This is a genomic window from Pelorhabdus sp. sgz311002 (genome assembly GCF_056134285.1).
In genome coordinates, this window is record NZ_JBWBCL010000009.1 from 1 (window position 1) to 22,395 (window position 22,395).

Genomic DNA, 22,395 nt, shown 5'->3' on the forward strand with positions numbered 1-22,395 from the left:
TTTACGGGTAGCAAGTAAAAGTTGCATGGCTGGCAGGCCAATAAAAAGCGCATTTATGCGCAGCCAGTTTAAAAGGGCTATGCCCGAAAATGAAAAACCACCCGCTATGCGGGTGGATATTTATTTAAAAGAAAAAGATTCAAAATAGAGGGAATTATCAGGTAGATATAGAAACTTTTTGTAAAGCAATAGTATTAGCTAGGATATGGAAGCATTCACACTTATGAGGAGGGCTGTCAAATGAAAGAGTATCAAAGGGAGAAGCTCAGAAATGTCGGCATTGTTGCTCATGGGGGGTCTGGTAAAACATCCTTGGTTGAAGCTTGTTTATTTCAAGGTGGTGTTGTCACTCGTCTAGGAAGAGTTGATGACGGTACCGCTACGACTGATTTTGAAGCAGAAGAAATCAAACGGAAGATTACAATTAGTACCGGCATGGCGCCTTGTGAATGGCAGGATAATAAAATAAATTTTCTTGATGCTCCAGGATATGCCGATTTTGTGGGCGAAGTGAAGGGCGTTTTACGGGCGGCTGATAGTGTGGTAATTCCCGTGTGCGCAGCTTCCGGTGTGGAAGTAGAAACTGAAAAGTCATGGAAATATATACAGGCTATGGCTTTGCCACGCCTGTTTTTTATCAATAAAATGGATCGAGAAAATGCTGATTATTTTTCCGTATTAGATGAATGTCGCGATAAATTTGGCAATGGCGTTGTTCCGTTGCAAATACCAATTGGGCAAGAAACCGATTTCAGTGGTTTTATCGATTTGATAGAAAATAAAGCCTATTGTTATGACCGTAAGGGGCAGGGAAAAGTAAAGCAAGAAGTTGAACTTCCGACTAATCTTTCGGAACAGACAGAATTATATCGGCAGATGCTGATCGAAGCGGCTGTAGAGAATGACGATGATCTTCTGAATAAATATTTAGAAGGCGAGGAATTGTCAGTAGAGGAAATTCGCAGTGCTGTACTTGCTGGTGTGACGCAGACAAAACTATTTCCTGTGCTTTGCGGTTCGGCGCTGTTGGTGATGGGCATAGATGAATTGTTAAATGGTATTATTCGGTATTTGCCAGCGCCACAAGGGGTTGCGGCTGATCCTTTTGCTGCCTTTGTCTTTAAAACGACGGCTGATCCCTTTGTGGGACGGCTAAATTATGTAAAAGTTATGTCTGGGGTTTTAAAGCAAGATATGGCGGTTATGAATGCAACAAAACAGAAACAAGAGAAGGTTGGTCATCTCTTTGTTTTGCGTGGTAAAAACCAGACTCCTGTGACGCAAGTTCAGGCTGGTGATATTGCTGTTATTGCTAAAATGCAGGACTGCAATACAGGTGATACGCTTTGTGATAAGTCTTCTTGTACGCTTTTTTCACCAATTGAATATCCCGAGCCCATGTATGTGATGGGACTTGAAATTAAAAAGGGAGAAGAAGACAAAGTCAATACTGCATTGCTGCGATTGCAAGATGAAGATCCGACATTTCAAATCGTAAAGGATACAGAAAATCGCCAGCTGTTAGTGAAGGGAATTGGGGAAATACACCTTGATATTATGATGGAAAAAATGAAACGGAAATTTGGTGTATCGGCTTCGCTCAAGTTACCCAAAATCCCTTATCGCGAAACGATTCGCGGCACAGTTAAAGTAGAAGGAAAACATAAAAAACAAAGCGGCGGCCATGGGCAGTATGGTCATGTTTGGTTGCAAGTTGAGCCGCTTCCTGGCGGTGACTTTGCGTTTGTCGATGCGATTTTCGGTGGCTCCGTACCGAGACAATATATTCCTGCTGTAGAAAAGGGCGTTAAGGAGGCCTTGCAGTCCGGAATTTTGGCGGGATATCCGTTGGTTGATGTGAAAGTTACGTTGACGGATGGTTCTTATCATACGGTGGATTCGTCTGAAATGGCCTTTAAAACAGCAAGCGCCATGGCTTTGCGTAAAGGAGCTTTGCAGGCGAAACCTGTTTTACTAGAGCCGGTTTATCAGATTGCGGTGACGATGCCGCAAGATCTTATGGGTGACGTTGTGAGCCACATTAATGGCAAGCGTGGTCGGATTTTGGGAATGGAGCCAATTGATGATGGGTTGGGCAAAGTAACGGCTCATGTACCACTGGCCGAGTTATTCCGTTTCCCTGTGGATCTTCGTTCCATTACACAAGGACGCGGTGTTTTTACACAAGCTTTTTCGCATTATGATGAAGTACCGCCGAAAGTAGCGGAAGGGATTATTGCCAGTCAGAAAACAGCTAAAGTGAGTGAAGAGGCTTAAAAACATATGTAGACATAAAAAAACTCTAAGCAAAATGCTTAGAGTTTTTTTATTCGGTTTTTTTGGTCGGGGCGACAGGATTCGAACCTGCGGCCTTACGGTCCCGAACCGTACGCGCTACCAAACTGCGCTACGCCCCGCAACGTTTAATAGTATAACTTATATTTTTATCACTGTCAACATAAAACTTATATTTTCACCTATTTTTTCCTTAAATATTAGGACTTTTGATTGAGGGAATTTTTTGATTGGTAATCGAATCCTAAAATAGATAAAATATACCAAAAGAATGAATTTTATAAAAAGGTCTAGGTGGTTGAATGAAGTATAGTTTTCGAATGATGTTTTTTATTGCTATTGTTGTTTTTTGGTGTAATGCAACGGTGATCGTGCAGGCTTCGCCGAATGTGCTTACTGTTGGTTCGCAGGGGACTAATGTTAGCGTCTTACAGCAAAAGCTGGCTGAAGCTGGTTTTTATCAAGGTACAGCTGATGGCGTTTTTGGTAATGCTACGCGCAATGCGGTTATGGATTTTCAAAGATCTTGCGGTATTTATGCGGATGGGGTAGCCGGTCCAGATACGCTTGAAAAACTGCGCGCCTATCGAGGACAAGCTGTTATGACAAGTCGCAGTGGGAGTTCAAGACGCGGTCAGCAGATAGTAAATATGGCGATGCAGTATCTCGGCGTTCCTTATGTATGGGCAGGCGCAAGTCCGGCTGGATTTGACTGTTCTGGTTTTATTACGTACGTGTTTCGTCAGCAAAACGTATCCTTGCCACGAATGGCTGATGAGCAGTTTGCTGTCGGTACACAAGTGCCGCTTAGTCAACTGCAGGCAGGAGATTTGCTTTTCTTTAGTACCTATGAGCCTGGACCGTCTCATGTAGGAATCTATATAGGAAACGGTAGCTTTATTCATGCTAGTTCAGGCGCTGGGCACGTAAAGATTACTTCTTTATCGAGCTCGTATTATCAATCACGTTTTCTCGGAGCGAAACGTGTCCTATAGGAAAAATAAAAAAACTCTATTCTATCAGGTTCTTGCTTCAAAGCGGTACCGTGATAGAATAGAGTTTTTTAAGCTTAGTTTTCAATTTGAAGCTGAAATTGCGGCTGCACTTTGATTTCAAAGGTGCGTTCCCAAGGCAGCGTACTGTCAATGGAGAAAGACGGGATACGATACAGGCGTTTTCCTGTTTGATCTTCTAAGACAATAAGTTTTCCTTTTAGAGCTTTTTGAAAAAAATCTTTACTTTTGGCAGCCATGAAATGTTGAATTGTTTCGGTTGTATCTTGCATTTTAGCATCAGGAAGATTGTAGGGGTCTGCATTTAGATTTGTGACTCGTTTATTAATCCATGGCTGAATTTCTTTTTGGTAGTAATAGTCATCGGCAAAGCGGCTAAATAGAAATTCGAGTCGCGCTTGATCACGCTGGAGGATTTCATCAGCTGAGCCTAATGTGCTCGTTGCAGCAAAAGCTTCGGCGACAGCTGTGCCGATGGAATTGCTTGTTGTATTCCAGCCAGCATAGGCTGCTAGTTCTGCAACTTTTACTTTTTCTTTTAAGAGTAGGGGGAAGAGACATTGATCGGCATAAAAATTTTCCGATAAGTCCACAAGAGCAACAGGATACCCCTGAGCCATAAAGCGTTTAATTTCGTTTGCTGCTTGTTCTTTCTTTTTGTCAGTCGTCTCTTTTGTACCGATATGTACATAAAGTAGAAAGGTCGCCTCATCAGGGGTGAAAACTTCTTGGCCGTGGAGCATCGCTATTTTTTCTTGAACGGTTGTTTGTACGGAGTGAGGCATATAGGGCATAATGACAGCTGGGGCTTCCTCAGTTGAGTATGCTACGTAAATACGAGGCTCTTTATGGGCTTTTTGGGCGGCGATGCGAGCGAGAAGATCAGCGGCTATTTCGTCGGCGCCGCGCGTGATGATTACGTGATTGACAAGTTCTTCATCGTGAGTAATTAGATTTTGCAATTTTTCTTTGATTAAGTTAGGAATTCCAAAGGAATGTCCATCGTCTTGCCCGATTACCAGTTCAGAGAGGGTATGATCATGGACAAGGTCTAACAATTGTTTGTTTAATTTTAGGTTTTGGTCATACAGTGATTCATAGTCGGCAATGACTTTTGCTGGTATTTGTGATTCGATTTTTTGCAGTTTTTTATAGTCAAGGGGGTTTTCAAAGAGAGCGATTTGGTTTTTTAGGATAGAATAATTTAGTAGATCTTTTTTATAGGCGGCGGAATCGCTACCGTCAGCAACAAGCAGGCGCGGAATTATGCTGAAAGCATAAAGCTTCGTTTGGGGCGAGTCTTGATGAATATCTCGCAACAAAGCGAGAGTTTCTGAAATGTCTTCGGTCGTTCCCACGCCTAAACGGGAAGAAAGGAGTCCGCCGTGAATCAGCATATCAATAGAAATGATGGCGGCATCGGCTTGGGGTGCTGCTGTTTTCAGCCATTGCCGTAAAGCTGCTTTATCAGAAGGGGTGCGAAAGTGATCCAGCAAATCGTCTGGTGGCAAAATAACTTTGATACCAGCCATGCGTCCCAGTTGATCAACAAATTGGGTACAAGGCGGACGACTGTCCAAGGGGACCAATAGAATTGTCAGCCAAGGATTTTCTATTGGCAGTGTTGTTTTAATTGTTTCACTATTGGTGACAGGAAAATGAAATAAATAGATCGAAATAAAAAGAGTTATGAGCAAAAAGACAGAGAATATGCGTTTCATGGTTCACCTCAAAAAAAGTTGCGGACTTTTCTTATTTATTTTACAATTAGGAAAGGTTTGCGGTCAACTATGGCAGCAAAAGACTTGGATTTTTGTAAAATTATGACTACATTAGGCATATGGAGATTTTTATGCGAATAATTGCAGGGAAAGCCAAAGGATTTCGCTTAAAGGCGCCGAAAGGATTAGATGTACGTCCTACAGCAGATCGGGTGAAAGAAACTCTTTTTAATATTTTACGTGATAAGCTTTATGATGCTACAGTTCTTGATTTATTTGGCGGTACAGGAAATCTAGGATTAGAAGCGCTAAGCCGTGGTGCGGCAAGCGCTGTGTTTTTTGATGTGGCCCCGAAAAGTCTGAACATAATTAAAGAAAATATTCTTTATACGCAGATGGAAGCTTTTTGTGAGGTGAAAAAAACTGACGCTTTGCAGGGAATTCGTTTTTTTTCCAGTAAAGGCCAGGTTTTTGATCTTGTTTTTTGTGATCCTCCCTACAATCGAGGTTGGATTGGCAAGGTTTTAGCAGAGCTTGATACTGTCAAGTCGATTTTAGCGCCGCAGGGTGTGCTTGTAGTGGAGTATTCCGCGCATGAAACTTTACCGGACAATCTAAAGTTTTTAGAAGTTAAGCGTACGGAAAAGTTTGGCGAAACACAAATTGCTTTTGTAATGCGAAAAGAAGAATGATTTAGGAGGAACAGTTGTGCGTATTGGTGTTTGCCCAGGAAGTTTTGATCCCGTCACGAACGGGCATTTAGATATTTTTGAACGGGCTAGTCAAATGTTTGATGAGTTGATTGTAGCGGTTTTTCATAACCCCAATAAGAAACCGCTGTTTACAATGGAAGAACGTGTTGAATTGCTGCGGGCTGCTACCGTACATATACCAAATATTCGTGTTGATGGATTTTCTGGTTTGCTCACGCAATATGTTCGTCAGCAAGATACGAACTTGATTGTCCGGGGGTTACGGGCGTTAAGTGATTTTGAGTATGAGTTCCAGCGAGCGTTACTCATAAAAAAAATTGATCCTTCCATGGAGACGATTTTTATGATGACAAGTAGCGACTATTCTTTTGTTAGTTCAAGTGGCATTAAGGAATTGGCCCGGTTTGGCGGTTCGATCAAAGGGCTTGTTCCTGAGTGTATAGAATATAAAGTAGTACGGCGTATTCATGATGGAATGTAAAAGGGATTGGGAGAGAGAGCATGAAACTTGACGATTTATTAGATGAAATGGAAGCCATTATTGTCGAGGCGGCGCGGGTACCTTTTACCAATAAGCGAGTTATTGAAGAAGATGATTTGGCGAGACTGATGGATGACCTTCGTGAGGCTATGCCGACAGAACTAGCTGATGCCAAGCGTGTGCTTGCTGACAGACAGAGAATTCTTGATGAAGCGCAAAAGGAAGCGCAAAAGATTATTGAACAGGCGAAGGCTTATAGTGCTAAGCTGACCGATGAAAATGTAATTATGAAAAAAGCGCAGGAAGAAGCGGATGCTTTGACGCGTCAAAGTCAGGCGCAGGCTGAGCAGATGACCCAACAAGCGCAACAGGTAGCGGAAAAACTGAGAACTGACGCGTTACGTTATGCTGACGATGTTTTTACTCATCTTGAAACCAACTTAAATTCTTTATCTGACGTGGTGAGGCAGGCTCATTCTTCCGTCAAATCTGATCGTTTGAAGTAACAAGCAGAAAAAAAGTGAAAGGCAGGGATTAGTCCCTGCCTTTCACTTTTTTTGTAAGAATGTTTTGCAGCGGCGTAAAGTACTCCACATTAGTGAAAAAGCCAGCAAAAAGGCTAAACAGTAGAAAATATTTTGGCCAGTTCTTTGCAAGTGAAACAGCCAGGCATCTGGTCCAGTTGTTGCGAAAACTGGCGAAATAAAAAAGTGACTTAAAAACGGCGAGTCGATCAGAAGTAGACTAATTAGGGCTGCCAAGAAAGCATGAAGTAGGCGGCTTATCATATAAGGCGTCATACGAATTCCTGACTCAATAACAATGCTGGCAACTTGTCCATGGACAGATAAGCCGCTCCAGGCAATGATTGCGCTGGTTATGGCGATTTTTTCTGCCAGGGGAGCATTGGTTTGACTGGCGGCGAGAGAACCCAAATCGATTTCAAATAGGCCGGTAACAAGTGCGCTAGCTAAGCTGGTATGCCAGCCAAGTGCCTGCAATCCACAAGCGAAAAGGGATGTCAAAGCCGAGGTTAGCTGGGTGACAGAAATAATTCGCAGAAACACGGAGAATAAAATAATAAAGCCGCCAATAAGCAGAATTGTATTCATCGATGTACGGACCGCATCGCCTAAGAGTTGGCCAAAAGGGCGGCCATCTTCGCGTCTGGCTTGGTTCATGGCGCGAAATGCCCGAAGTAACAGAAAACTGGTTTGTTTTGGTGCAGTTGGTTGTTTTGATTCTCGGTCTTTGCCATGGAATCGAAAGATAATTCCCACAAGAAAACTGGACAGATAATGCGATAAGGCGAGTATTGCTCCCATTTCCGGCATGGCGAACATACCTACTGCTACAGCACCAAACATAAATAGAGGATCTGCTGTGTTGGTAAAGGAAAGCAATCGTTCCGCCTCAATGGCGCTGCATAAGTTGTTTTTGCGAAATTTACAGGTGATGACGGCATCCATGGGATAGCCTGAAGCGAGTCCCATGGATAGAGCAAAAGCCTTAAGTACCGTTAGCCCTTATTGGAGCAGTTCAATCGACAGGGAACCATCGGGATGGACGATAATTTTCTTGATGAGGTCAAATAATACGGTTCGCTGTTCCTCTAGTGTTAAATACGTCCAATTCATTGTAATAGACGGAAAGGCTTGTAATAAAGCCTGCAGCGATAAGTCTATCTGGGTCGATGGAGCTGTTTCTGTCTTGATTTTTTGTGCAAGAACTTCTTGCCTGTTTTTTAGGGACTTAAGACGCGGTTCCAGTTCCTTTGCCTGCAATAAGCCTGTTTCTAACGCTTCATAGAGTCGATTTAACCGTTTGGCAAGGCTTTCTTGTTCTTTCTGTAGGGCGCTTTTTTGCCACAGGGCAGCTGTTTCTGGCAGCAATTTATGAGCTGCTTGCTCTAAAAATGATGAAGGAACTATGAGTTGGTTTAATTGACAAATAATTTTTTGATTTAACTCTTGAGCTGGCTGTAGTGGCAAGGTGCAGTGATCGGCTTTTTTCATTTCGGGCGAACCAAGTCGTGTATAACAGACGTAAGATTTGTAGCAGGCGGTATTAGTATGTCTTGTTTTAAAGCGAAGTCTTGCGCCGCAACAAGCGCAAAATAAAAGACCTGTCAAGAGGTTTTCAGCGTCTTTTACAGGTCTTGCTGTCGTTCTTTTTTGGATTCTTTGTTGGACAAGTTCAAAAGTGTCTTCGGTAATAAGCGGTTCATGGTGACCAGTGTAGTACTCATTATAATGCCGTATTTTCCCGATATAGGCTGGATTGGTGAGGATTTGGCGGATGGTACTTTTAAGCCAGCGGACTTGTTGGCGCGTTGCAATTTTTTCTTGGTTTAATTGGTTGGCAATTGCTTGAAAACCGTATTCGCCGGAAAGATATAGCTCAAAAATTTTTTTTACATGCCGCGCTTCATCGGGATGAATCTGAAGTAGTTTTTTCTGTCGGTTATAGTAGTAGCCGAAGGGTGGTTCGCCGCCTTTCCAGCGACCTTGGCGGGAAGCTTCTTTTTTAGCCATTTTCACTCGTTCGATGATCGTTTCTCGTTCAAGCTGGGCAAAGACAGCCATCATGCCCAAAGCGGCTTTGCCGTAAGGTGTGGTTGTATCAAAGGATTCCGTTACCGAGTGAAAACCAATTTTTTCAGGAAGAAAAATATCTTCAATTAAATAGAGAGTATCTTTTTGGCGGCGCGATAGACGATCTAGTTTGAGGACAACAACATGTTGGATTTGTTTATTTTTCGCCCGAGCAATAAGGCGCTGTATAGCAGGTCGTTTTAAATCTTTGCCGCTATAGCCGTCATCACGATAAATATCTTCAATTTCCCAATTGTTAGCAAGACAGAAGGCTGCAAGACGAACTTCCTGGGCAGATAAGCTTAGGCCATGTTCGGCCTGTTCTTCCGTAGAAACCCGCAAATAAAGGGCAGCATGCTCCTTACTTGCATCTTGCTGGTGTTGTTTCATGCTGAGGTCCCCCTTTGTAGATTTTCAGGTTTTTTATTAACTTATGATGCACTTAACGGGCTGAGAATCATTTTAAAGACTTTTTACAAAATAAAAACGCCGCCTGGTTATCAGGCGGCTCGTAGTTTTTTTACTATAGGGCGTCGCGATCTAAAGAATAGGGTGGTGAAGTGGCTGGTTGTGGCAAAATCAATTCAATCATAAAGTCTTTTGTTGTTTCATTCGGGACTTCTTTGGCGACAAGAAGAAAGGGCTGAGTTTTAAAAGCTGTCGCTGCTGGCTTTTCTTCGTAAAGATACATATAGTGTATTTCATAATTTCCCGGAGTGAGTTGATCTAGTATAAGCTGCTCACCTGCTCGAATTGTGAAAGCTCTAACTGGCTGCGGTGTGCCCGATAGCAGCCAAAGACGGCCATATAGCGGCAAGGATGATTGGCGATTTGCAATAGTAATAGAATGCTTTCCTGCTTGTTTTGTCGACGCATCTTGGGGCAGTAATTGGGTAAGAATATTTGCTTTTCCTTTTTCTCCTTTGAACAGTGCTGTACTGGTTGCCGTCGCTTGATTGGATTCGGAGGGAGTGTGGGGTTTGTCAACTGATAAAACATAAAAAATAAAGAGCAGACATAAGGCGGCGACGCCGTAGGCAAGGCCTGTATTTCGCCGAATGAAGCTTTGGGAGGCAGCACGATGGGGACGACGCTTTGTTTGTTTTACTGCTTTACGGCTCAAGATTTGCGCATCAAAAGCTTGTCGTTTTATCGGATCAGATAATGTTTCGTAAGCTTGATTTAACTGGGCCATTTTTGCTGTCGCCGCTTCTTTGTCTGTAGAGATATCAGGATGATGTTTTTTTACAAGACGGCGATAGGCTTTTTGAATTTCTTCTGGTGAAGATTGTGGGGAAAGTTCCAGAATATCATAATAATTGCCTAGCATAGAAATCACCATCATATTTTAAATTTTTTTTGCTATGTTAGTAGGAGGTGAAAGGAGGATTGTTTATGCAAGAAAAAACAATTTTTTATGTAGATGAAGAATCAACCTATGGCAAAACAGCGGTTTTCTTACTGTTACTGGCCGCTCAACGCCGGTTAATGAAGAACGAAATGAAAAATCGTCTGTGTAGTGGAGTCACAGACGATAATTTATCGCATATCACCAGTCCATATCAAGAGAAAAACGTACATTGATAATTGTTTTTTCCAAATTTCCATCGCTGTTGTAAAATGTAATAATTTTACGTAAAGCTTCTTTTTCAGCTACAACATGATTCAGCTCGTTTAGATAAGTGATCTCCATTTCCTTTTTTAATGGGTCAACCTTGTCACTATCGAACATTTTATAATCAACTCACTTTAATTTAAAAATGTACTGTTTCTTGCAGTATACTAAAAAACAATCAAAATATTTTTAAAAGCTTCTTTAAATAAACTTTTCAAAATAAAATTTTTATTGCTAGTTAATATATTGCTATATTTTAGCGGTTTATGTCAATGGAAATTTGAAATTTTGTTTTAACTCTTGCATTTTTTTTGTTTTGCTCTTATAATAAAACCGAACAAATGTTCTATATGGAGGCGTTGGAAGTGGTAGAACGTATGGATAAAGGCCTAAATAAAGAAAATGCCTTAGAGGCGGCATTACGAAAGATAAAAAAAGATTTTGGCGACGGTTCGATTATGAAACTGGGCGAAGCGGCTGACAAAATGAATATTGAAGTGATTCCCACTGGGGCCTTATCATTGGATTTGGCTTTAGGGGTAGGTGGAATTCCCCGAGGACGTTGCATTGAGGTTTATGGACCAGAGTCATCAGGAAAAACGACAGTAAGCTTGCATATGATTGCTGAAGTGCAGAAACTAGGCGGCATTGCTGCGTTTATTGATGCGGAGCATGCGCTTGATCCGACATATGCGCGTGCATTAGGTGTAGATATTGAAAACTTACTGATTTCACAGCCCGATTTCGGTGAGCAGGCATTGGATATTGCGGATGCTCTTGTTCGCAGTTCTGCCATTGATCTCATTGTTATTGATTCTGTAGCCGCGCTTGTACCCAAAGCGGAAATTGAAGGGGAAATGGGCGATTCCCATGTGGGGCTTCATGCCCGACTCATGTCACAGGCACTAAGAAAACTTACGGGGATCGTGAGTAAGTCACGTTGTACTGTTATTTTTATTAATCAAATTCGTGAAAAAGTGGGTGTAATGTTTGGCAATCCTGAGGTTACTACAGGTGGCCGAGCCTTGAAGTTTTATGCTTCTATCCGCATGGAGGTTCGCAAAGGGGAAGCCATTAAAAACGGCAATGACGTGATTGGTAATCGGACAAAAGTAAAGGTGGTAAAGAATAAGGTAGCGCCACCCTTTCGGACTGCTGAATTTGATATTGTTTATGGCGAAGGGATCTCTAGGACAGGTAGTGCCATTGATTTAGGCGTAGAACTTGATATTATAGCGAAAAGTGGTACTTGGTTTTCCTATGGTGATCATCGTCTGGGTCAAGGCCGAGAAAATGCCAAGCAGACGTTAAAAGAAAATCCTGAATTAATGGAAAGCATTGAACAGGCCATTCGTGAAAAATTATTAGTAAGTAAAATCAGTGTAGTAGAGACTATTGGTAGTGATGATATTGAAAAAGACAACGAGATAGATAGCGAGGAATAGTCGTTCCCGTATGGCAAACAGGAGTTGACGCTAAAGCGCCAACTCCTGGAACATTAAATAAAGGCCGCATTAAAGGCTCTAATAGTACACCGATAAAATGGACTATGCCAAAACCCATAAGGATTTCTGACAAGACAAAAAATGGTAGCAGGGCGGGGAATACTACATTCCACCACAAATTTAAACCCATTACAGCTGATTCAAAGGCTTCTTTAGGGTAAACAACCATGGCTAACGTCATAAAACAAGAGAACAAGGCTAGGAAGTAAGCAAAACAATGTTTGCGATAGCTTTTTTGTATAAATGGGGCCATGTACCCGCCTCCTTCGTTCTTGGAATTTCATTACCTATTATATTGGTAGTCGAATCATGTTATTCCCTTTTCCGTTGATAATAAGGAGAACGGCGATAGTCTTGACCGCCTGGTTGCCAAGCTGTTTCAGGGAAGGACAGGTTGTAGATATCTGTTGCTGCTATATCGATGGATAGCATTTGCTGAAGCGGTGATAAGTCGGAAGCGAAGTTGTTACTTGCTAGAAATTGTGCTGTTTTTAAAATGAATGGAATAGAAGCAGTGTGTTTCGCTTCTCGTAAAAAGCTTCTTCCTTGATCATTAAAGGCTAAAACTCGACTATAAAGCGGACCTTGCTCATCGGCTTTTTGTAGTGCTTTTTGAGACACGTTCAGTAATAGATACAGTAAAATACGACGTAACTTTGCTGGTGGATAGCGTTTCGTCATAATCTTAGCAAAGAAGGAATCCCAAGAAGTTGCCTCTTTGGCAGCTTTTTGTATTTTATATTCCAGTCCTTCAGTGATTTCTGCTTGGTCATGAAAAAAGTGCGGCGGATGGGTGCGAAGAAGCGTTAAAAGCGGCAAGGATAAATTTTCCAATCGGGGAAACTTGCTGTTTTCTTGTAATGCCTGCTGGATTAAAGTGAGAACACTAGTTGGCAGTGTTTCTTGCCATTGCGGGCTTTCTTGTTTATGGTATAAAGCTTGGCGAATTGCGCTGGCGCTGACAATCGGCTGGTTTATGGCTACGTTATGATACTCTGTTGTTCTTAGAATTGGTAAAGGCTTTAAAGTGGGGGCGAGTTTTCGAATGGCTCGCATATATTCGATAGCTAAAATATTATTGGGTGAAAGCGAAAAGTCTAATTCAGCTGTGAGAAGTTCTGCAAGCGCCGCTGCATAGCTCAGGCCGAAGTTGCGCATCCTTTCTGATAGGAGCTTGCTTAGGTGTGGGTCGTCAAGCAGTTTAGCCGCTTCGCTTAACTGTTTTTCATCAGGTGTTTCGGCGCCAAAACAAACATGGCTTACCGAACCAAGTCGGTGTAGCAAGGAAATAGCGCCTTCGGCAAAATACTGAGCACTTCGCAGGGCAAACACCGTGGGAAGCTCGATGATAAGATCAGCTCCGCCGCAAAGGGCCATTTTTGCTCGTAACCATTTGTCAAATAAGGCAGGTTCGCCACGCTGTACGAAAGATCCGCTCATGACGACAACGACAGTTTCTCTTTGGGAACTTTTTTTAGCCTGCTCGATATGATAGGCATGGCCTTTATGAAAAGGATTATATTCCGCGATAATACCTACTGCATTCATAAACAATCCCCCTGATATGAACGGATATATAGATGATTTCTTCTTAGTATACTAAAATATAGTATAACAAAATAAATTGCGATTACATAAAAGAAAAAGTATTTTTAGGAAAGGATATTTGCTTTTGCTGTCGAAGTTTATGGAGTTAGTTTGTAGATTAGGTTACTAAGGAGGATTTTTTTATGAATGTATTAGTTGTAAATTGTGGTAGCTCGTCGATTAAATATCAGCTTGTGAATATGAACGACGAATCTGTTATTGCCAAAGGTTTGGTGGAAAGAATTGGTCTTGATGGGGCGGTTCTTACGCATCAGCCAGCCGGTCATGACAAAGTAGTTATTAAAACAGATATTCCGACGCACACTGTTGGTATTAAATTAGTCCTAAATGCTTTTGTAAATCCTGAATATGGCGTATTAAAAAGCATGGATGAAATTAATGCTGTTGGTCATCGTGTTGCTCATGGCGGTGAAAAATTCACGAAATCTGTTCTCATTACACCAGAAGTAATGAAAGGCATCGAAGAGTGTATTGATATGGCGCCGCTTCATAATCCTCCTAATATTGCCGGAATCAATGCCTGCAAAGAAGTTATGCCTAATGTGCCTCATATTGCTGTTTTTGATACTGCTTTCCATCAGACGATGCCTAAACATACTTTCCTCTATGGTCTTCCCTATGAAGCCTATGAAAAATATGGCTTGCGCCGTTATGGTTTCCATGGCACATCCCATAAATTTGTCTCACAGCGTGCGGCAACTTTGCTTGGTAAACCTTTGAATGAATTGAAAATTATTACTTGCCATTTGGGCAATGGTTCTAGTATTGCAGCGGTAAAAAATGGCGCCTGCATGGATACAAGCATGGGCTTTACGCCGCTTGATGGTCTTTTAATGGGAACTCGCAGTGGTTCCATTGATCCCGCGATTATTTCTTTCCTTATGAAAAAAGCCAATATGACAAGTGCCGAAGTGGATGCTTACCTGAATAAAGAATCAGGTGTTCTGGGAATTTCCGGCGTTTCGAGCGACTTTAGAGACATTGAAGAAGCTGCCAACGAAAATAATAGTCGCGCTAAACTGGCTCTGGATATGTTTGCTTATCGTGTTCGTAAATATATCGGCGCTTATGCCGCTGCTATGGGCGGAGTTGATGTCGTTGTATTTACGGCAGGGCTTGGTGAAAATTCGGCTTCGATGCGAGCTAGTATTTGTGAAGGCTTAGAATTCATGGGTATTTGTGTTGATGCAGAGAAGAATAATGTTCGCGGCAAAGAAACAAAAGTTAGCACTGACGATTCGAAAGTTACCGTTCTCCTTATTCCTACCAATGAAGAACTGGTTATTGCCCGTGATACAAAAGCAATTTGCAACGGCTAAGCCGTTTTCTCAGTCAAGTCTTTTTGCTTGACAAACCTTTTTTGACTGGCTATAATATAGAAATGTTGAGGTGAGCATTATGCTTATTTCTGTAGTGCAAGCTAAAAAAGAGTTGGGTGGCAGACAAGAATTTTCTTTTGTTACCGCCGCGGAGAAGCTCAACATAGATGGCCAGCACCCTTATCAAAATGGGGATATTATCGTCAAGGGCGAAGTCACAAACCTAGGCGACCGTCTTACTATTGCTGGGACGATTACGGCGCAGGCCGCTTATGAGTGCAACCGCTGTTTGACTTTTTTTGAACGGCAAGAAACGATTTCTTTTGCGGAAGACTTTCGCGAAGCGAATCAACCCTTAAGTCAGGGACTCGGAGAAGCTGATTGTATTATTTATGAAGGTGACTTCATTGATATTGATGAACTTGTCCGAGAGAATTTGCTGCTGAACGAACCGCTTCAACCGCTTTGCAGCGACGCTTGCCTTGGTTTATGTCCTGTTTGTGGTGTAAACCGCAATGAACAGAGCTGTAATTGTAATCAAGAATCTATTGATCCGCGACTTGCAATTTTAAGTCGGTTGATACAAGAAAAGTGAATTTTATTGAGGAGGTGTATGTTTCATGGCAGTTCCGAAGCGTAAAATGTCCAAAGCACGTCGTGATTCTCGTCGTGCTAATTGGAAACTTACCGTTCCGAATCTGATTGCGTGTCCGCAATGTCATCAATTAAAAATGCCCCACCGTGTGTGCCCTGAATGCGGTTTCTATAACGGAAAGGCGATTGTAACGGCAGAATAATAAGAAGTGAAACAAGCAAGATAAAGGAGTATTCGCTTTATCTTGCTTGTTTTTTTTGTAAAATGCACTTGCATTTTTTAAGAGTGCCCGATATAATTGGTGTTAGTAACAGGTAATAAAACTTGTTGATAAAAAATTGGGTGATGCTATGGCCGGAAACAAAAAAAAGTTGCGTCAAAATCAATTGTGTCTTGAACTTGATAAAAGTCCTTTTCTCAAAGATGAAGATTTGGCACGTCTATTGGGCGTTAGTGTTCAGACGATTCGCTTAGACCGACTGGAACTTGGTATTCCGGAACTACGCGAACGAATTCGACAAATGGCTCACCAAGCCCAGGGGAAAGTAAAATCAATTGCGAGTGCTGAAGTAGTTGGTGAGCTAATTGATTTAGAACTGGGTAAAAATGGTATTTCTTTAATGACAGTAACAGATGACATGGTTTTTGAAAAGACGCGCGTAGCTAGAGGACATTATATTTATGCGCAGGCCAATTCTTTGGCTTTGGCAGTTCTCGATGTTCCTGTTGCAGTAACGGGCGTTGCTAATATAAAATATAAAGTGCCTATTCACGTTGGCGATAAACTAGTCGCAAAAGCGGAAGTTATAAAAAAACGAGGAAACAAGTTTTTTATTTGGGTGAAAACCAGAAATGATAATAGAGAAGTATTTCGGGCAAAGTTTATTATGGTTTCCTTGTAACAACAGCCAATCGGTTAGTTCGGAGATGAAGGGAGATATCAATGAAGGTTGCCGTTGACGCCATGGGGGGCGATTTAGCGCCTCGTGAGATTATACTCGGAGCAATTGAAGCCTTACAGACGGTGCCCTGCGATATCGTTTTGGTAGGAGATCAAGAACTGATTCAAAAGGAACTTGACAAGCAGGGAATGGGGAAAAATGATCGAATTACAATTCACCATGCCAGTGAAGTCATTACCATGGAGGATCATCCCGGCGCCGCTGTTCGCAAAAAGAAAGATTCTTCTGTCGTTGTAGCGACAAGGCTAGTCAAAGAAGGTCTGTGCGATGTAGTTATTTCCGCAGGCAGTACAGGAGCTGCTGTAGCTGCTGCGCTTTTTGGACTCGGACGAATTCCGGGGATTGAGCGTCCTACAATTGCTACACCGATTCCTCATCAGAGCGGTATAACCATTTTACTTGATTCTGGTGCAAATGTAGATTCTAAGCCCAAGCATTTGATGCAAAGTGGTATTATGGGATCCATTTATGCGAAATACGTAATGCAGATCGATGAACCTAAAGTAGGGCTTTTAAATATCGGCGAAGAAGAGACAAAAGGAAATGAGCAGGCTCTTGCGACGTATCCTCTGTTAAAACAATTAAAAACAATTCGATTTATTGGCAATGTAGAAGGCCGTGACATTATGAAAGGAACGGCTGATGTTATTGTTTGTGATGGCTTTGTCGGCAATGTAGTTTTGAAAGCTGGCGAAGGCCTAGCGAAAGCAATTTTGGAAATGATCAAAGATGCAATCAAACAAAGCGGACTTTTTGTGAAAATAGCATCTTTAATGATTTTACCAGCTTTAAAAACTTTAAAGAAAAAACTTGACTATAGCGAATATGGCGGTGCGCCATTACTTGGTGTAAATGGCGGATTCATTATTTGCCATGGCAGTTCAAAGGCTAAGGCAATCAAAAATGCAATTCGTGTTGCCTATGAATTTCAAGAACGAAAAGTTGTCGAACATATCCGTGAAAGCCTCGCGAAGGAGGGTGATCTCAGTGATGATGAATAATAAAGCAGTTGGGATTATTGGAATTGGCTCCTATTTACCGGAAAAAGAGATGACAAATTACGATTTAGAAAAGTTAGTTGATACAAATGACGAGTGGATTGTTGAACGGACGGGGATCAAAGCGCGTAGAATTGCTGCAGCAGAAGAGAGTACCTCTGATCTGGCCACGATGGCTGCTCGCCGTGCTTTGGCGGACGCTGGTGTTACTGCCGATGAAATAGATCTTATTATTGTGGCAACAGCTACGCCAGACATGCTTTTTCCTTCAACAGCTTGTTTAGTGCAAGATAAACTTCAGGCTTCTCATGCAGCGGCTTTCGATTTAGCGGCAGGCTGCAGTGGGTTTGCCTATGGTCTTGTTACAGGAACTCAGTTTATAAAAAGCGGTTGTTATAAAAAGGTTTTAGTGATTGGGGCAGAAACGTTATCACGAATTCTTGATTGGACAGATCGCAATACTTGTGTTTTGTTCGGTGATGGCGCTGGTGCAGCCGTTCTCGGCGAAGTGGAAGCTGGGTTTGGGCTGTTAGGCAGTTATCTTGGCGCTGACGGTAGCGGCGGTGAACTTTTAAAATTGCCAGCGGGCGGATCTCGTTTGCCAGCTAGTGCTCTTACTGTGACCAATCGGGAACATTATGTTTTTATGAGCGGTAATGAAGTTTTTAAATTTGCCATTAAGATTATGGGAGAGGCCGCATTGAAAGCTTTGGAATCTGCTGGTCTTACTCGTAGTGATGTGGATGTACTTGTACCACATCAGGCTAATATACGTATCATTCAATCGGCGGCAAAACGTTTAAAAATGCCCATGGAAAAAGTTGTTGTAAATCTTGATAAATATGGCAATACTTCCGCTGGGTCGATTCCGATTGCCTTAGATGAGGCATATCATGCTGGAACGATTAAAAAAGGCGACAATGTTGTACTTGTTGGTTTTGGAGCTGGACTTACTTGGGCTTCAGCTGTTATAAAATGGAGCAAGGAGGATAAAACTATTGTTTAAAAACGACTTGTGTGATCTGCTGCAGATCGAATATCCCATAATACAAGGTGGAATGGCTTGGGTAGCTACAGCAGAACTCGCAGCCGCTGTATCGAATGCAGGCGCTTTGGGACTTATTGGTTCAGGTCAAATGCCTGCGGATATTTTGAGGGCAGAGATCCGAAAAGCAAAAGAAATGACAGATAGACCTTTTGGTGTGAATATTATGCTTCGCTCACCGTTTGTAAAAGAGGTGATGCAAGTTGTCATAGATGAAAGAGTTTCTGTAATTACAACAGGAGCGGGAAATCCTGGCGAATATATTCCTGCACTACAGGAGATTAATACAAAAGTTATTCCGGTAGTAGCGTCTGTTGCTCTGGCAAGACGGCTAGAGAAAGTGGGCGTTACGGCAATTATTGCAGAAGGAATGGAAAGCGGCGGACATGTAGGGACTATTTCTACTATGACGCTAGTACCACAAGTGGTTGATGCTGTTAAAATTCCGGTAATTGCTGCCGGTGGTATTGGCGATAGCCGAGCGATGATTGCTGCTTTAGCATTGGGCGCCCAAGGTGTTCAGATTGGTACACGTTTCGTTGCTTCTACGGAGTGTACAGCTCATCTAAAATATAAAGAGGCTATTTTAAAAGCGAAAGATCGTTCTACCGTGGTGTCTGGTCTTACGACAGGTCATCCTGTTCGAGTGATTGCCAATAAACTTACCAGAGAGCTTGAAGAAATGGAACGCAGTGGCGCATCAATTGAAGAATTAGATCAAAAAGGTGTTGGTAAGCTTCGGGCTGCCGCAAAAGACGGCGATACGGACTATGGTTCTGTTATGGTCGGCCAGGTTGCTGGTTTAATTCAAGACATCAAGCCTGTGAAAGAAATTATTCAAGATCTTGTTAATGGTGTTCCAAAAGTGATTTCTCAGTTAAATACTTTTAGATAATTCTAATTGGGCTTAGAAGGAGGTCGCTATGAGTAAAGTTGCATTTGTATTTCCAGGTCAGGGTTCTCAGTCAGTGGGAATGGGAAAGGAATTCTATGATCAATTTGCTGTAGCAAAAAAAATCTTTCAGGAAGCTGATGAAGCGCTTGGGTTTTCGATTACAGATATGTGCTTTCAGGGACCGGAAGAAGAGCTGAAGAAAACTTATAATACGCAGCCGGCGATACTAACGATGAGTATTGCTTGCTATGAGGTATTAAAAGAAAAAGGCTTAACTCCAGCTATTACGGCAGGCCACAGTTTGGGTGAATATTGCGCCCTTGTTGTTGCAGGTGCCCTTTCTTTTGCTGACGCAGTACGACTTGTAAGAAAACGCGGTCAATTTATGCAGGAGGCTGTTCCCTTAGGGGAAGGCGGTATGGCTGCTATTTTAGGTCTTGACCGTCAGCTTGTTATTGAAACTTGCCAAAGTATAGAACAGTCCGGTGAAACGGTGCAGGCTGTTAATTTTAACTGTCCAGGACAGATCGTTATTGCTGGTTCCAGTCAAGGCGTGGAAAAGGCAGCAGAGGCCTTAAAAGCAGCTGGCGCGAAACGTGCTGTGATGCTGCCAGTAAGCGCTCCTTTTCATAGTACACTTATGGAGCCTGCAGCAACGCGATTAGCTGCTGAGCTTGATAAAGTCAATATTTGCGATCCCATCATTCCGGTTGTTGCAAATGTCAATGGCAAGACGCTCCATTCCTCTACTGAAATTAAAGAATCGCTGGTGAAGCAGGCTGCTCATCCGGTGTTATGGGAAGATTGCGTGGCGACGATTCAATCGTTTGGAACTACCGATATGGTAGAAGTCGGGCCAGGAAAGGTTCTGACAGGGTTTACGAAAAAGATTGCCAAAGAACTTCATACTTTAAATGTAGAAGATATGGCATCCTTAGAAAAAACCCTTGATTATTTCAAGGAGGTCCGCTAAAATGCATTTAGATGGTAAAGTAGCCCTAGTGACAGGCGCTTCTCGAGGGATTGGCCGTGCAGTGGCGATTCAGTTAGCTCAATCTGGAGCGAAGGTAGTTATTAATTATGCTGGAAATCGTCAAGCCGCGGAAGAAGTTCTTGCTGCGATTGAAGCGATGAAAGGCGAGGCAATTCTTGTGCAAGGTGATGTTTCCAAGGCTGATGCTGTAGAGTCCATGGTAAAACAGGCTGTAGAGCGCTTTGGTCGAATTGATATTCTTGTCAATAATGCCGGAATTACTCGCGATGGTTTGTTGATGCGTCTCAAAGAAGAAGATTGGGATGCTGTGTTAAATACAAATCTAAAAGGTGTTTTTTATTGCACGAAAGCTGTATCGAAACTCATGATGAAGCAGCGTTCTGGCAAAATTATTAATATGACTTCTGTTGTCGGCATTATGGGTAATGCCGGACAATCTAACTATGCTGCAGCGAAAGCTGGTGTAATTGGATTTACAAAATCAATGGCTAAGGAATTAGCAGCTAGAAATATTCAAGTCAATGCTGTTGCACCGGGATTTATTGCAACAGATATGACTGACGTGCTACCTGAGGCGGTAAAGGCTGATTTGGAAAATAAAATACCGTTGCAAAAGCTCGGCCAGCCAGAAGATATAGCCAATGCGGTTTTATTCCTTGCTTCTGATTTTGCAAGTTATATTACTGGTCAGGTTCTCCATGTTGATGGTGGAATGGTCATGTGAGTTTTTACTGAGTCTTTTGGAAGGAGGTGACGTACATGACAACTTTTGACAAAGTAAAAGAGATCGTAGTTGAACAACTTGGTGTTGATGAAGCCGATGTAACAATCGATTCGACTTTCATTGATGATCTTGGTGCTGACTCGCTTGATATTGTTGAATTGATTATGGCATTCGAAGAGGAATTCAATATTGAGATTCCTGACGAAATCGCTGAAAAAATCAAAACTGTTAAAGACACTGTGGAATACATAGACAAAGAAAAATAAGATCAAGTGATTGTCCGTTTGTTGGGAGTCCCGTGGAAACGATTTTCGCGGGACTTTCTTAAAGATATTGTTCCATTTGAAACGGAGGAGTTGTAATTTGAGACTTCCAGAACTTAAAATCGGTCAGCTTGTAGCGAAAGTTCCTGTCATTCAAGGTGGAATGGCAATACGGCTTTCGACAGCTCGGTTGGCAGCAGCTGTTGCTGAACAGGGCGGTATTGGATTGATTGCAGCTTCTGGTATGACCTTTGATGAGCTTCGGCACGAAATTCGGTTGGCCCGTTCATTAACTAAAGGGATTATCGGTATTAATATTATGGTTGCTGCCAGACAGTTTGCTGGCATTGTTGAGACGGCAATTGACGAGGGCATCGATTTGATTGTCGCTGGAGCTGGTTTTTCCCGCGATATTTTCGGTATGGGAAAAGAATCGGGGACTCCTATTGTTCCAATTGTTTCATCTGTTAAACTTGCGAAAATTTCCGAAATGCTTGGCGCAGCTGCTGTTGTTGTTGAAGGCAAGGAAGCGGGCGGCCATTTAGGAACTGATATTTCAGTCCGCACATTGATTCCCGATATTGTAAAAGCAGTAAAAATTCCTGTCATGGCTGCAGGCGGCGTTATGTCAGGACAGGATATCTGTGAATTAGTTAAAGCCGGTGCATCAGGTGTGCAGCTTGGCACTCGATTTGCCGCCAGCGAAGAGTCTAATGCCGCACCTGCTTTAAAGGAGTTTTACTTGAAAGCAAAGGCAGAAGACGTAGTGCTGATAAAAAGTCCCGTCGGTTATCCGGGACAAGCCATTCGCAACCCCTTTGTTGAGAAAATCCTCGAAGGTACGCAGCCTGGGCCGACCCAGTGCATTGCCTGCTTAAAACACTGTTCCCAAAGCTTTTGCATTATTCAAGCTCTGATCCGGGCGCAGCAAGGCGATGTAGAAACCGGTCTTGTCTTTACTGGTCAGTACATTCATAAAATAGATGAAATTTTGTCTGTAAAAGAGATTTTTGCGCGTTTAATTGCTGAAGCTGAACAGGTTGACTAAATATACG

At 42.4% G+C, this 22,395-nt stretch carries 24 protein-coding genes and 1 tRNA gene; 18 read left to right on the top strand and 7 right to left on the bottom strand.

What is annotated here, in order from left to right; all coding sequences use genetic code 11:
* Nucleotides 1-240 precede the first annotated feature (240 nt).
* The gene (gene fusA, locus AC0NJP_RS13130) at nucleotides 241-2,277 is read left to right on the top strand and encodes an elongation factor G (RefSeq protein WP_474700094.1); all 2,037 of its coding nucleotides are present in this window, start codon (nucleotides 241-243) and stop codon (nucleotides 2,275-2,277) included.
* A gap of 63 nt (nucleotides 2,278-2,340) precedes the next feature.
* Here the strand turns inward: fusA and AC0NJP_RS13135 are convergent.
* Nucleotides 2,341-2,417: transfer RNA gene (locus AC0NJP_RS13135), tRNA-Pro, on the bottom strand.
* Nucleotides 2,418-2,597: 180 nt separating this feature from the next.
* Here AC0NJP_RS13135 and AC0NJP_RS13140 point away from each other — a divergent pair.
* Nucleotides 2,598-3,290: a C40 family peptidase gene (locus AC0NJP_RS13140; protein ID WP_474700095.1), complete on the top strand. Its 693-nt coding sequence runs from the start codon at nucleotides 2,598-2,600 to the stop codon at nucleotides 3,288-3,290.
* Nucleotides 3,291-3,364: 74 nt separating this feature from the next.
* Here AC0NJP_RS13140 and AC0NJP_RS13145 read toward each other — a convergent pair whose 3' ends face one another.
* On the bottom strand, nucleotides 3,365-5,029 hold the full coding sequence (locus AC0NJP_RS13145; RefSeq protein ID WP_474700096.1) for a DUF4127 family protein: 1,665 nt from the start codon (nucleotides 5,027-5,029) through the stop codon (nucleotides 3,365-3,367).
* A 131-nt stretch (nucleotides 5,030-5,160) separates the two neighbouring features.
* Between AC0NJP_RS13145 and rsmD the strand changes: the two genes are divergently transcribed.
* Genes rsmD through AC0NJP_RS13160 form a run of 3 tightly spaced genes read left to right on the top strand, consistent with a single transcriptional unit; the run spans nucleotide 5,161 to nucleotide 6,729 of the window.
* Nucleotides 5,161-5,721: a 16S rRNA (guanine(966)-N(2))-methyltransferase RsmD gene (gene rsmD, locus AC0NJP_RS13150; protein ID WP_474700097.1), complete on the top strand. Its 561-nt coding sequence runs from the start codon at nucleotides 5,161-5,163 to the stop codon at nucleotides 5,719-5,721.
* 16 nt (nucleotides 5,722-5,737) lie between these two features.
* Nucleotides 5,738-6,223 carry a pantetheine-phosphate adenylyltransferase gene (coaD, locus tag AC0NJP_RS13155; RefSeq protein WP_474040211.1) on the top strand — a complete coding sequence of 162 codons (486 nt, stop codon included), beginning with the start codon at nucleotides 5,738-5,740 and terminating at the stop codon, nucleotides 6,221-6,223.
* A 20-nt stretch (nucleotides 6,224-6,243) separates the two neighbouring features.
* Nucleotides 6,244-6,729: an ATP synthase F0 subunit B gene (locus AC0NJP_RS13160; protein WP_474040210.1), complete on the top strand. Its 486-nt coding sequence runs from the start codon at nucleotides 6,244-6,246 to the stop codon at nucleotides 6,727-6,729.
* 42 nt (nucleotides 6,730-6,771) lie between these two features.
* Here the strand turns inward: AC0NJP_RS13160 and AC0NJP_RS13165 are convergent, their stop codons facing one another.
* The 3 genes from AC0NJP_RS13165 to AC0NJP_RS13175 all read right to left on the bottom strand — a co-directional run bounded on the left by AC0NJP_RS13165 (nucleotide 6,772) and on the right by AC0NJP_RS13175 (nucleotide 10,147).
* Nucleotides 6,772-7,716, bottom strand: a complete 945-nt coding sequence (locus tag AC0NJP_RS13165) for a sporulation integral membrane protein YlbJ (RefSeq protein ID WP_474040209.1) — start codon at nucleotides 7,714-7,716, stop codon at nucleotides 6,772-6,774.
* 33 nt (nucleotides 7,717-7,749) lie between these two features.
* Nucleotides 7,750-9,207: a recombinase family protein gene (locus AC0NJP_RS13170; RefSeq protein WP_474700098.1), complete on the bottom strand. Its 1,458-nt coding sequence runs from the start codon at nucleotides 9,205-9,207 to the stop codon at nucleotides 7,750-7,752.
* A 133-nt stretch (nucleotides 9,208-9,340) separates the two neighbouring features.
* Nucleotides 9,341-10,147, bottom strand: a complete 807-nt coding sequence (locus AC0NJP_RS13175) for a J domain-containing protein (protein ID WP_474700099.1) — start codon at nucleotides 10,145-10,147, stop codon at nucleotides 9,341-9,343.
* Between the two features lie 65 nt (nucleotides 10,148-10,212).
* On the opposite strand from AC0NJP_RS13175, the gene AC0NJP_RS13180 reads away from it, so the two are divergent.
* The gene (locus AC0NJP_RS13180) at nucleotides 10,213-10,401 is read left to right on the top strand and encodes a hypothetical protein (RefSeq protein ID WP_474040206.1); all 189 of its coding nucleotides are present in this window, start codon (nucleotides 10,213-10,215) and stop codon (nucleotides 10,399-10,401) included.
* A gap of 408 nt (nucleotides 10,402-10,809) precedes the next feature.
* Nucleotides 10,810-11,877 carry a recombinase RecA gene (recA, locus tag AC0NJP_RS13185; protein WP_474040458.1) on the top strand — a complete coding sequence of 356 codons (1,068 nt, stop codon included), beginning with the start codon at nucleotides 10,810-10,812 and terminating at the stop codon, nucleotides 11,875-11,877.
* Here recA and AC0NJP_RS13190 read toward each other — a convergent pair.
* Both AC0NJP_RS13190 and AC0NJP_RS13195 read right to left on the bottom strand, forming a co-directional pair.
* Nucleotides 11,825-12,190, bottom strand: a complete 366-nt coding sequence (locus AC0NJP_RS13190; RefSeq protein WP_474700100.1) for a nucleoside recognition domain-containing protein — start codon at nucleotides 12,188-12,190, stop codon at nucleotides 11,825-11,827. The genes recA and AC0NJP_RS13190 overlap by 53 nt on opposite strands.
* A gap of 59 nt (nucleotides 12,191-12,249) precedes the next feature.
* Entirely contained in the window at nucleotides 12,250-13,485 is a 1,236-nt protein-coding gene (locus tag AC0NJP_RS13195) for a nucleotidyltransferase (protein ID WP_474700101.1), read from the bottom strand.
* Nucleotides 13,486-13,667: 182 nt separating this feature from the next.
* On the opposite strand from AC0NJP_RS13195, the gene AC0NJP_RS13200 reads away from it, so the two are divergent.
* From AC0NJP_RS13200 to AC0NJP_RS13250, 11 genes are all read left to right on the top strand, one after another.
* Nucleotides 13,668-14,864 (top strand): acetate/propionate family kinase, encoded by a 1,197-nt coding sequence (locus tag AC0NJP_RS13200; RefSeq protein WP_474040203.1) that lies wholly within the window; start codon nucleotides 13,668-13,670, stop codon nucleotides 14,862-14,864.
* Nucleotides 14,865-14,943: 79 nt separating this feature from the next.
* Entirely contained in the window at nucleotides 14,944-15,459 is a 516-nt protein-coding gene (locus AC0NJP_RS13205) for a YceD family protein (RefSeq protein ID WP_474700102.1), read from the top strand.
* Nucleotides 15,460-15,484: 25 nt separating this feature from the next.
* On the top strand, nucleotides 15,485-15,661 hold the full coding sequence (gene rpmF, locus AC0NJP_RS13210) for a 50S ribosomal protein L32 (RefSeq protein WP_474040201.1): 177 nt from the start codon (nucleotides 15,485-15,487) through the stop codon (nucleotides 15,659-15,661).
* 148 nt (nucleotides 15,662-15,809) lie between these two features.
* Nucleotides 15,810-16,361 (top strand): transcription factor FapR, encoded by a 552-nt coding sequence (gene fapR / locus AC0NJP_RS13215; RefSeq protein ID WP_474040200.1) that lies wholly within the window; start codon nucleotides 15,810-15,812, stop codon nucleotides 16,359-16,361.
* 41 nt (nucleotides 16,362-16,402) lie between these two features.
* Nucleotides 16,403-17,422 (top strand): phosphate acyltransferase PlsX, encoded by a 1,020-nt coding sequence (gene plsX, locus AC0NJP_RS13220; RefSeq protein WP_474040199.1) that lies wholly within the window; start codon nucleotides 16,403-16,405, stop codon nucleotides 17,420-17,422.
* The gene (locus AC0NJP_RS13225; RefSeq protein WP_474040457.1) at nucleotides 17,415-18,425 is read left to right on the top strand and encodes a beta-ketoacyl-ACP synthase III; all 1,011 of its coding nucleotides are present in this window, start codon (nucleotides 17,415-17,417) and stop codon (nucleotides 18,423-18,425) included. The genes plsX and AC0NJP_RS13225 overlap by 8 nt, the downstream gene beginning before the upstream one ends.
* Nucleotides 18,418-19,359, top strand: a complete 942-nt coding sequence (fabK, locus tag AC0NJP_RS13230) for an enoyl-[acyl-carrier-protein] reductase FabK (protein WP_474040198.1) — start codon at nucleotides 18,418-18,420, stop codon at nucleotides 19,357-19,359. Before AC0NJP_RS13225 ends, fabK begins: the two co-directional genes overlap by 8 nt.
* Nucleotides 19,360-19,387: 28 nt before the next feature.
* Nucleotides 19,388-20,332 carry an ACP S-malonyltransferase gene (fabD, locus tag AC0NJP_RS13235; protein ID WP_474700103.1) on the top strand — a complete coding sequence of 315 codons (945 nt, stop codon included), beginning with the start codon at nucleotides 19,388-19,390 and terminating at the stop codon, nucleotides 20,330-20,332.
* A gap of 1 nt (nucleotide 20,333) precedes the next feature.
* Complete coding sequence (gene fabG, locus AC0NJP_RS13240; protein ID WP_474700104.1) at nucleotides 20,334-21,077, top strand: 3-oxoacyl-[acyl-carrier-protein] reductase; 744 nt, start codon at nucleotides 20,334-20,336, stop codon at nucleotides 21,075-21,077.
* Nucleotides 21,078-21,112: 35 nt separating this feature from the next.
* Nucleotides 21,113-21,343 (top strand): acyl carrier protein, encoded by a 231-nt coding sequence (locus AC0NJP_RS13245; RefSeq protein WP_474040195.1) that lies wholly within the window; start codon nucleotides 21,113-21,115, stop codon nucleotides 21,341-21,343.
* A gap of 97 nt (nucleotides 21,344-21,440) precedes the next feature.
* A complete protein-coding gene (locus AC0NJP_RS13250) occupies nucleotides 21,441-22,388 on the top strand; it encodes an NAD(P)H-dependent flavin oxidoreductase (RefSeq protein ID WP_474040193.1) in 948 nt (315 codons plus the stop codon).
* The last annotated feature ends 7 nt before the right edge of the window (nucleotides 22,389-22,395 follow it).

What these genes read in the sequence shown, in the direction of transcription:
- rsmD (WP_474700097.1), top strand. Translation starts at nt 5,161, where the DNA reads ATGCGAATAATTGCAGGGAAAGCCAAAGGATTTCGCTTAAAGGCGCCG.
- AC0NJP_RS13170 (WP_474700098.1), bottom strand. Translation starts at nt 9,207, where the DNA reads ATGAAACAACACCAGCAAGATGCAAGTAAGGAGCATGCTGCCCTTTAT.
- AC0NJP_RS13160 (WP_474040210.1), top strand. Translation starts at nt 6,244, where the DNA reads ATGAAACTTGACGATTTATTAGATGAAATGGAAGCCATTATTGTCGAG.
- fapR (WP_474040200.1), top strand. Translation starts at nt 15,810, where the DNA reads ATGGCCGGAAACAAAAAAAAGTTGCGTCAAAATCAATTGTGTCTTGAA.
- AC0NJP_RS13225 (WP_474040457.1), top strand. Translation starts at nt 17,415, where the DNA reads ATGAATAATAAAGCAGTTGGGATTATTGGAATTGGCTCCTATTTACCG.
- AC0NJP_RS13245 (WP_474040195.1), top strand. Translation starts at nt 21,113, where the DNA reads ATGACAACTTTTGACAAAGTAAAAGAGATCGTAGTTGAACAACTTGGT.
- AC0NJP_RS13190 (WP_474700100.1), bottom strand. Translation starts at nt 12,190, where the DNA reads ATGGCCCCATTTATACAAAAAAGCTATCGCAAACATTGTTTTGCTTAC.
- AC0NJP_RS13200 (WP_474040203.1), top strand. Translation starts at nt 13,668, where the DNA reads ATGAATGTATTAGTTGTAAATTGTGGTAGCTCGTCGATTAAATATCAG.
- rpmF (WP_474040201.1), top strand. Translation starts at nt 15,485, where the DNA reads ATGGCAGTTCCGAAGCGTAAAATGTCCAAAGCACGTCGTGATTCTCGT.
- AC0NJP_RS13180 (WP_474040206.1), top strand. Translation starts at nt 10,213, where the DNA reads ATGCAAGAAAAAACAATTTTTTATGTAGATGAAGAATCAACCTATGGC.
- plsX (WP_474040199.1), top strand. Translation starts at nt 16,403, where the DNA reads ATGAAGGTTGCCGTTGACGCCATGGGGGGCGATTTAGCGCCTCGTGAG.
- fusA (WP_474700094.1), top strand. Translation starts at nt 241, where the DNA reads ATGAAAGAGTATCAAAGGGAGAAGCTCAGAAATGTCGGCATTGTTGCT.
- AC0NJP_RS13205 (WP_474700102.1), top strand. Translation starts at nt 14,944, where the DNA reads ATGCTTATTTCTGTAGTGCAAGCTAAAAAAGAGTTGGGTGGCAGACAA.
- fabD (WP_474700103.1), top strand. Translation starts at nt 19,388, where the DNA reads ATGAGTAAAGTTGCATTTGTATTTCCAGGTCAGGGTTCTCAGTCAGTG.
- AC0NJP_RS13145 (WP_474700096.1), bottom strand. Translation starts at nt 5,029, where the DNA reads ATGAAACGCATATTCTCTGTCTTTTTGCTCATAACTCTTTTTATTTCG.
- AC0NJP_RS13175 (WP_474700099.1), bottom strand. Translation starts at nt 10,147, where the DNA reads ATGCTAGGCAATTATTATGATATTCTGGAACTTTCCCCACAATCTTCA.
- AC0NJP_RS13195 (WP_474700101.1), bottom strand. Translation starts at nt 13,485, where the DNA reads ATGAATGCAGTAGGTATTATCGCGGAATATAATCCTTTTCATAAAGGC.
- recA (WP_474040458.1), top strand. Translation starts at nt 10,810, where the DNA reads ATGGATAAAGGCCTAAATAAAGAAAATGCCTTAGAGGCGGCATTACGA.
- fabG (WP_474700104.1), top strand. Translation starts at nt 20,334, where the DNA reads ATGCATTTAGATGGTAAAGTAGCCCTAGTGACAGGCGCTTCTCGAGGG.
- AC0NJP_RS13140 (WP_474700095.1), top strand. Translation starts at nt 2,598, where the DNA reads ATGAAGTATAGTTTTCGAATGATGTTTTTTATTGCTATTGTTGTTTTT.
- AC0NJP_RS13165 (WP_474040209.1), bottom strand. Translation starts at nt 7,716, where the DNA reads ATGGGACTCGCTTCAGGCTATCCCATGGATGCCGTCATCACCTGTAAA.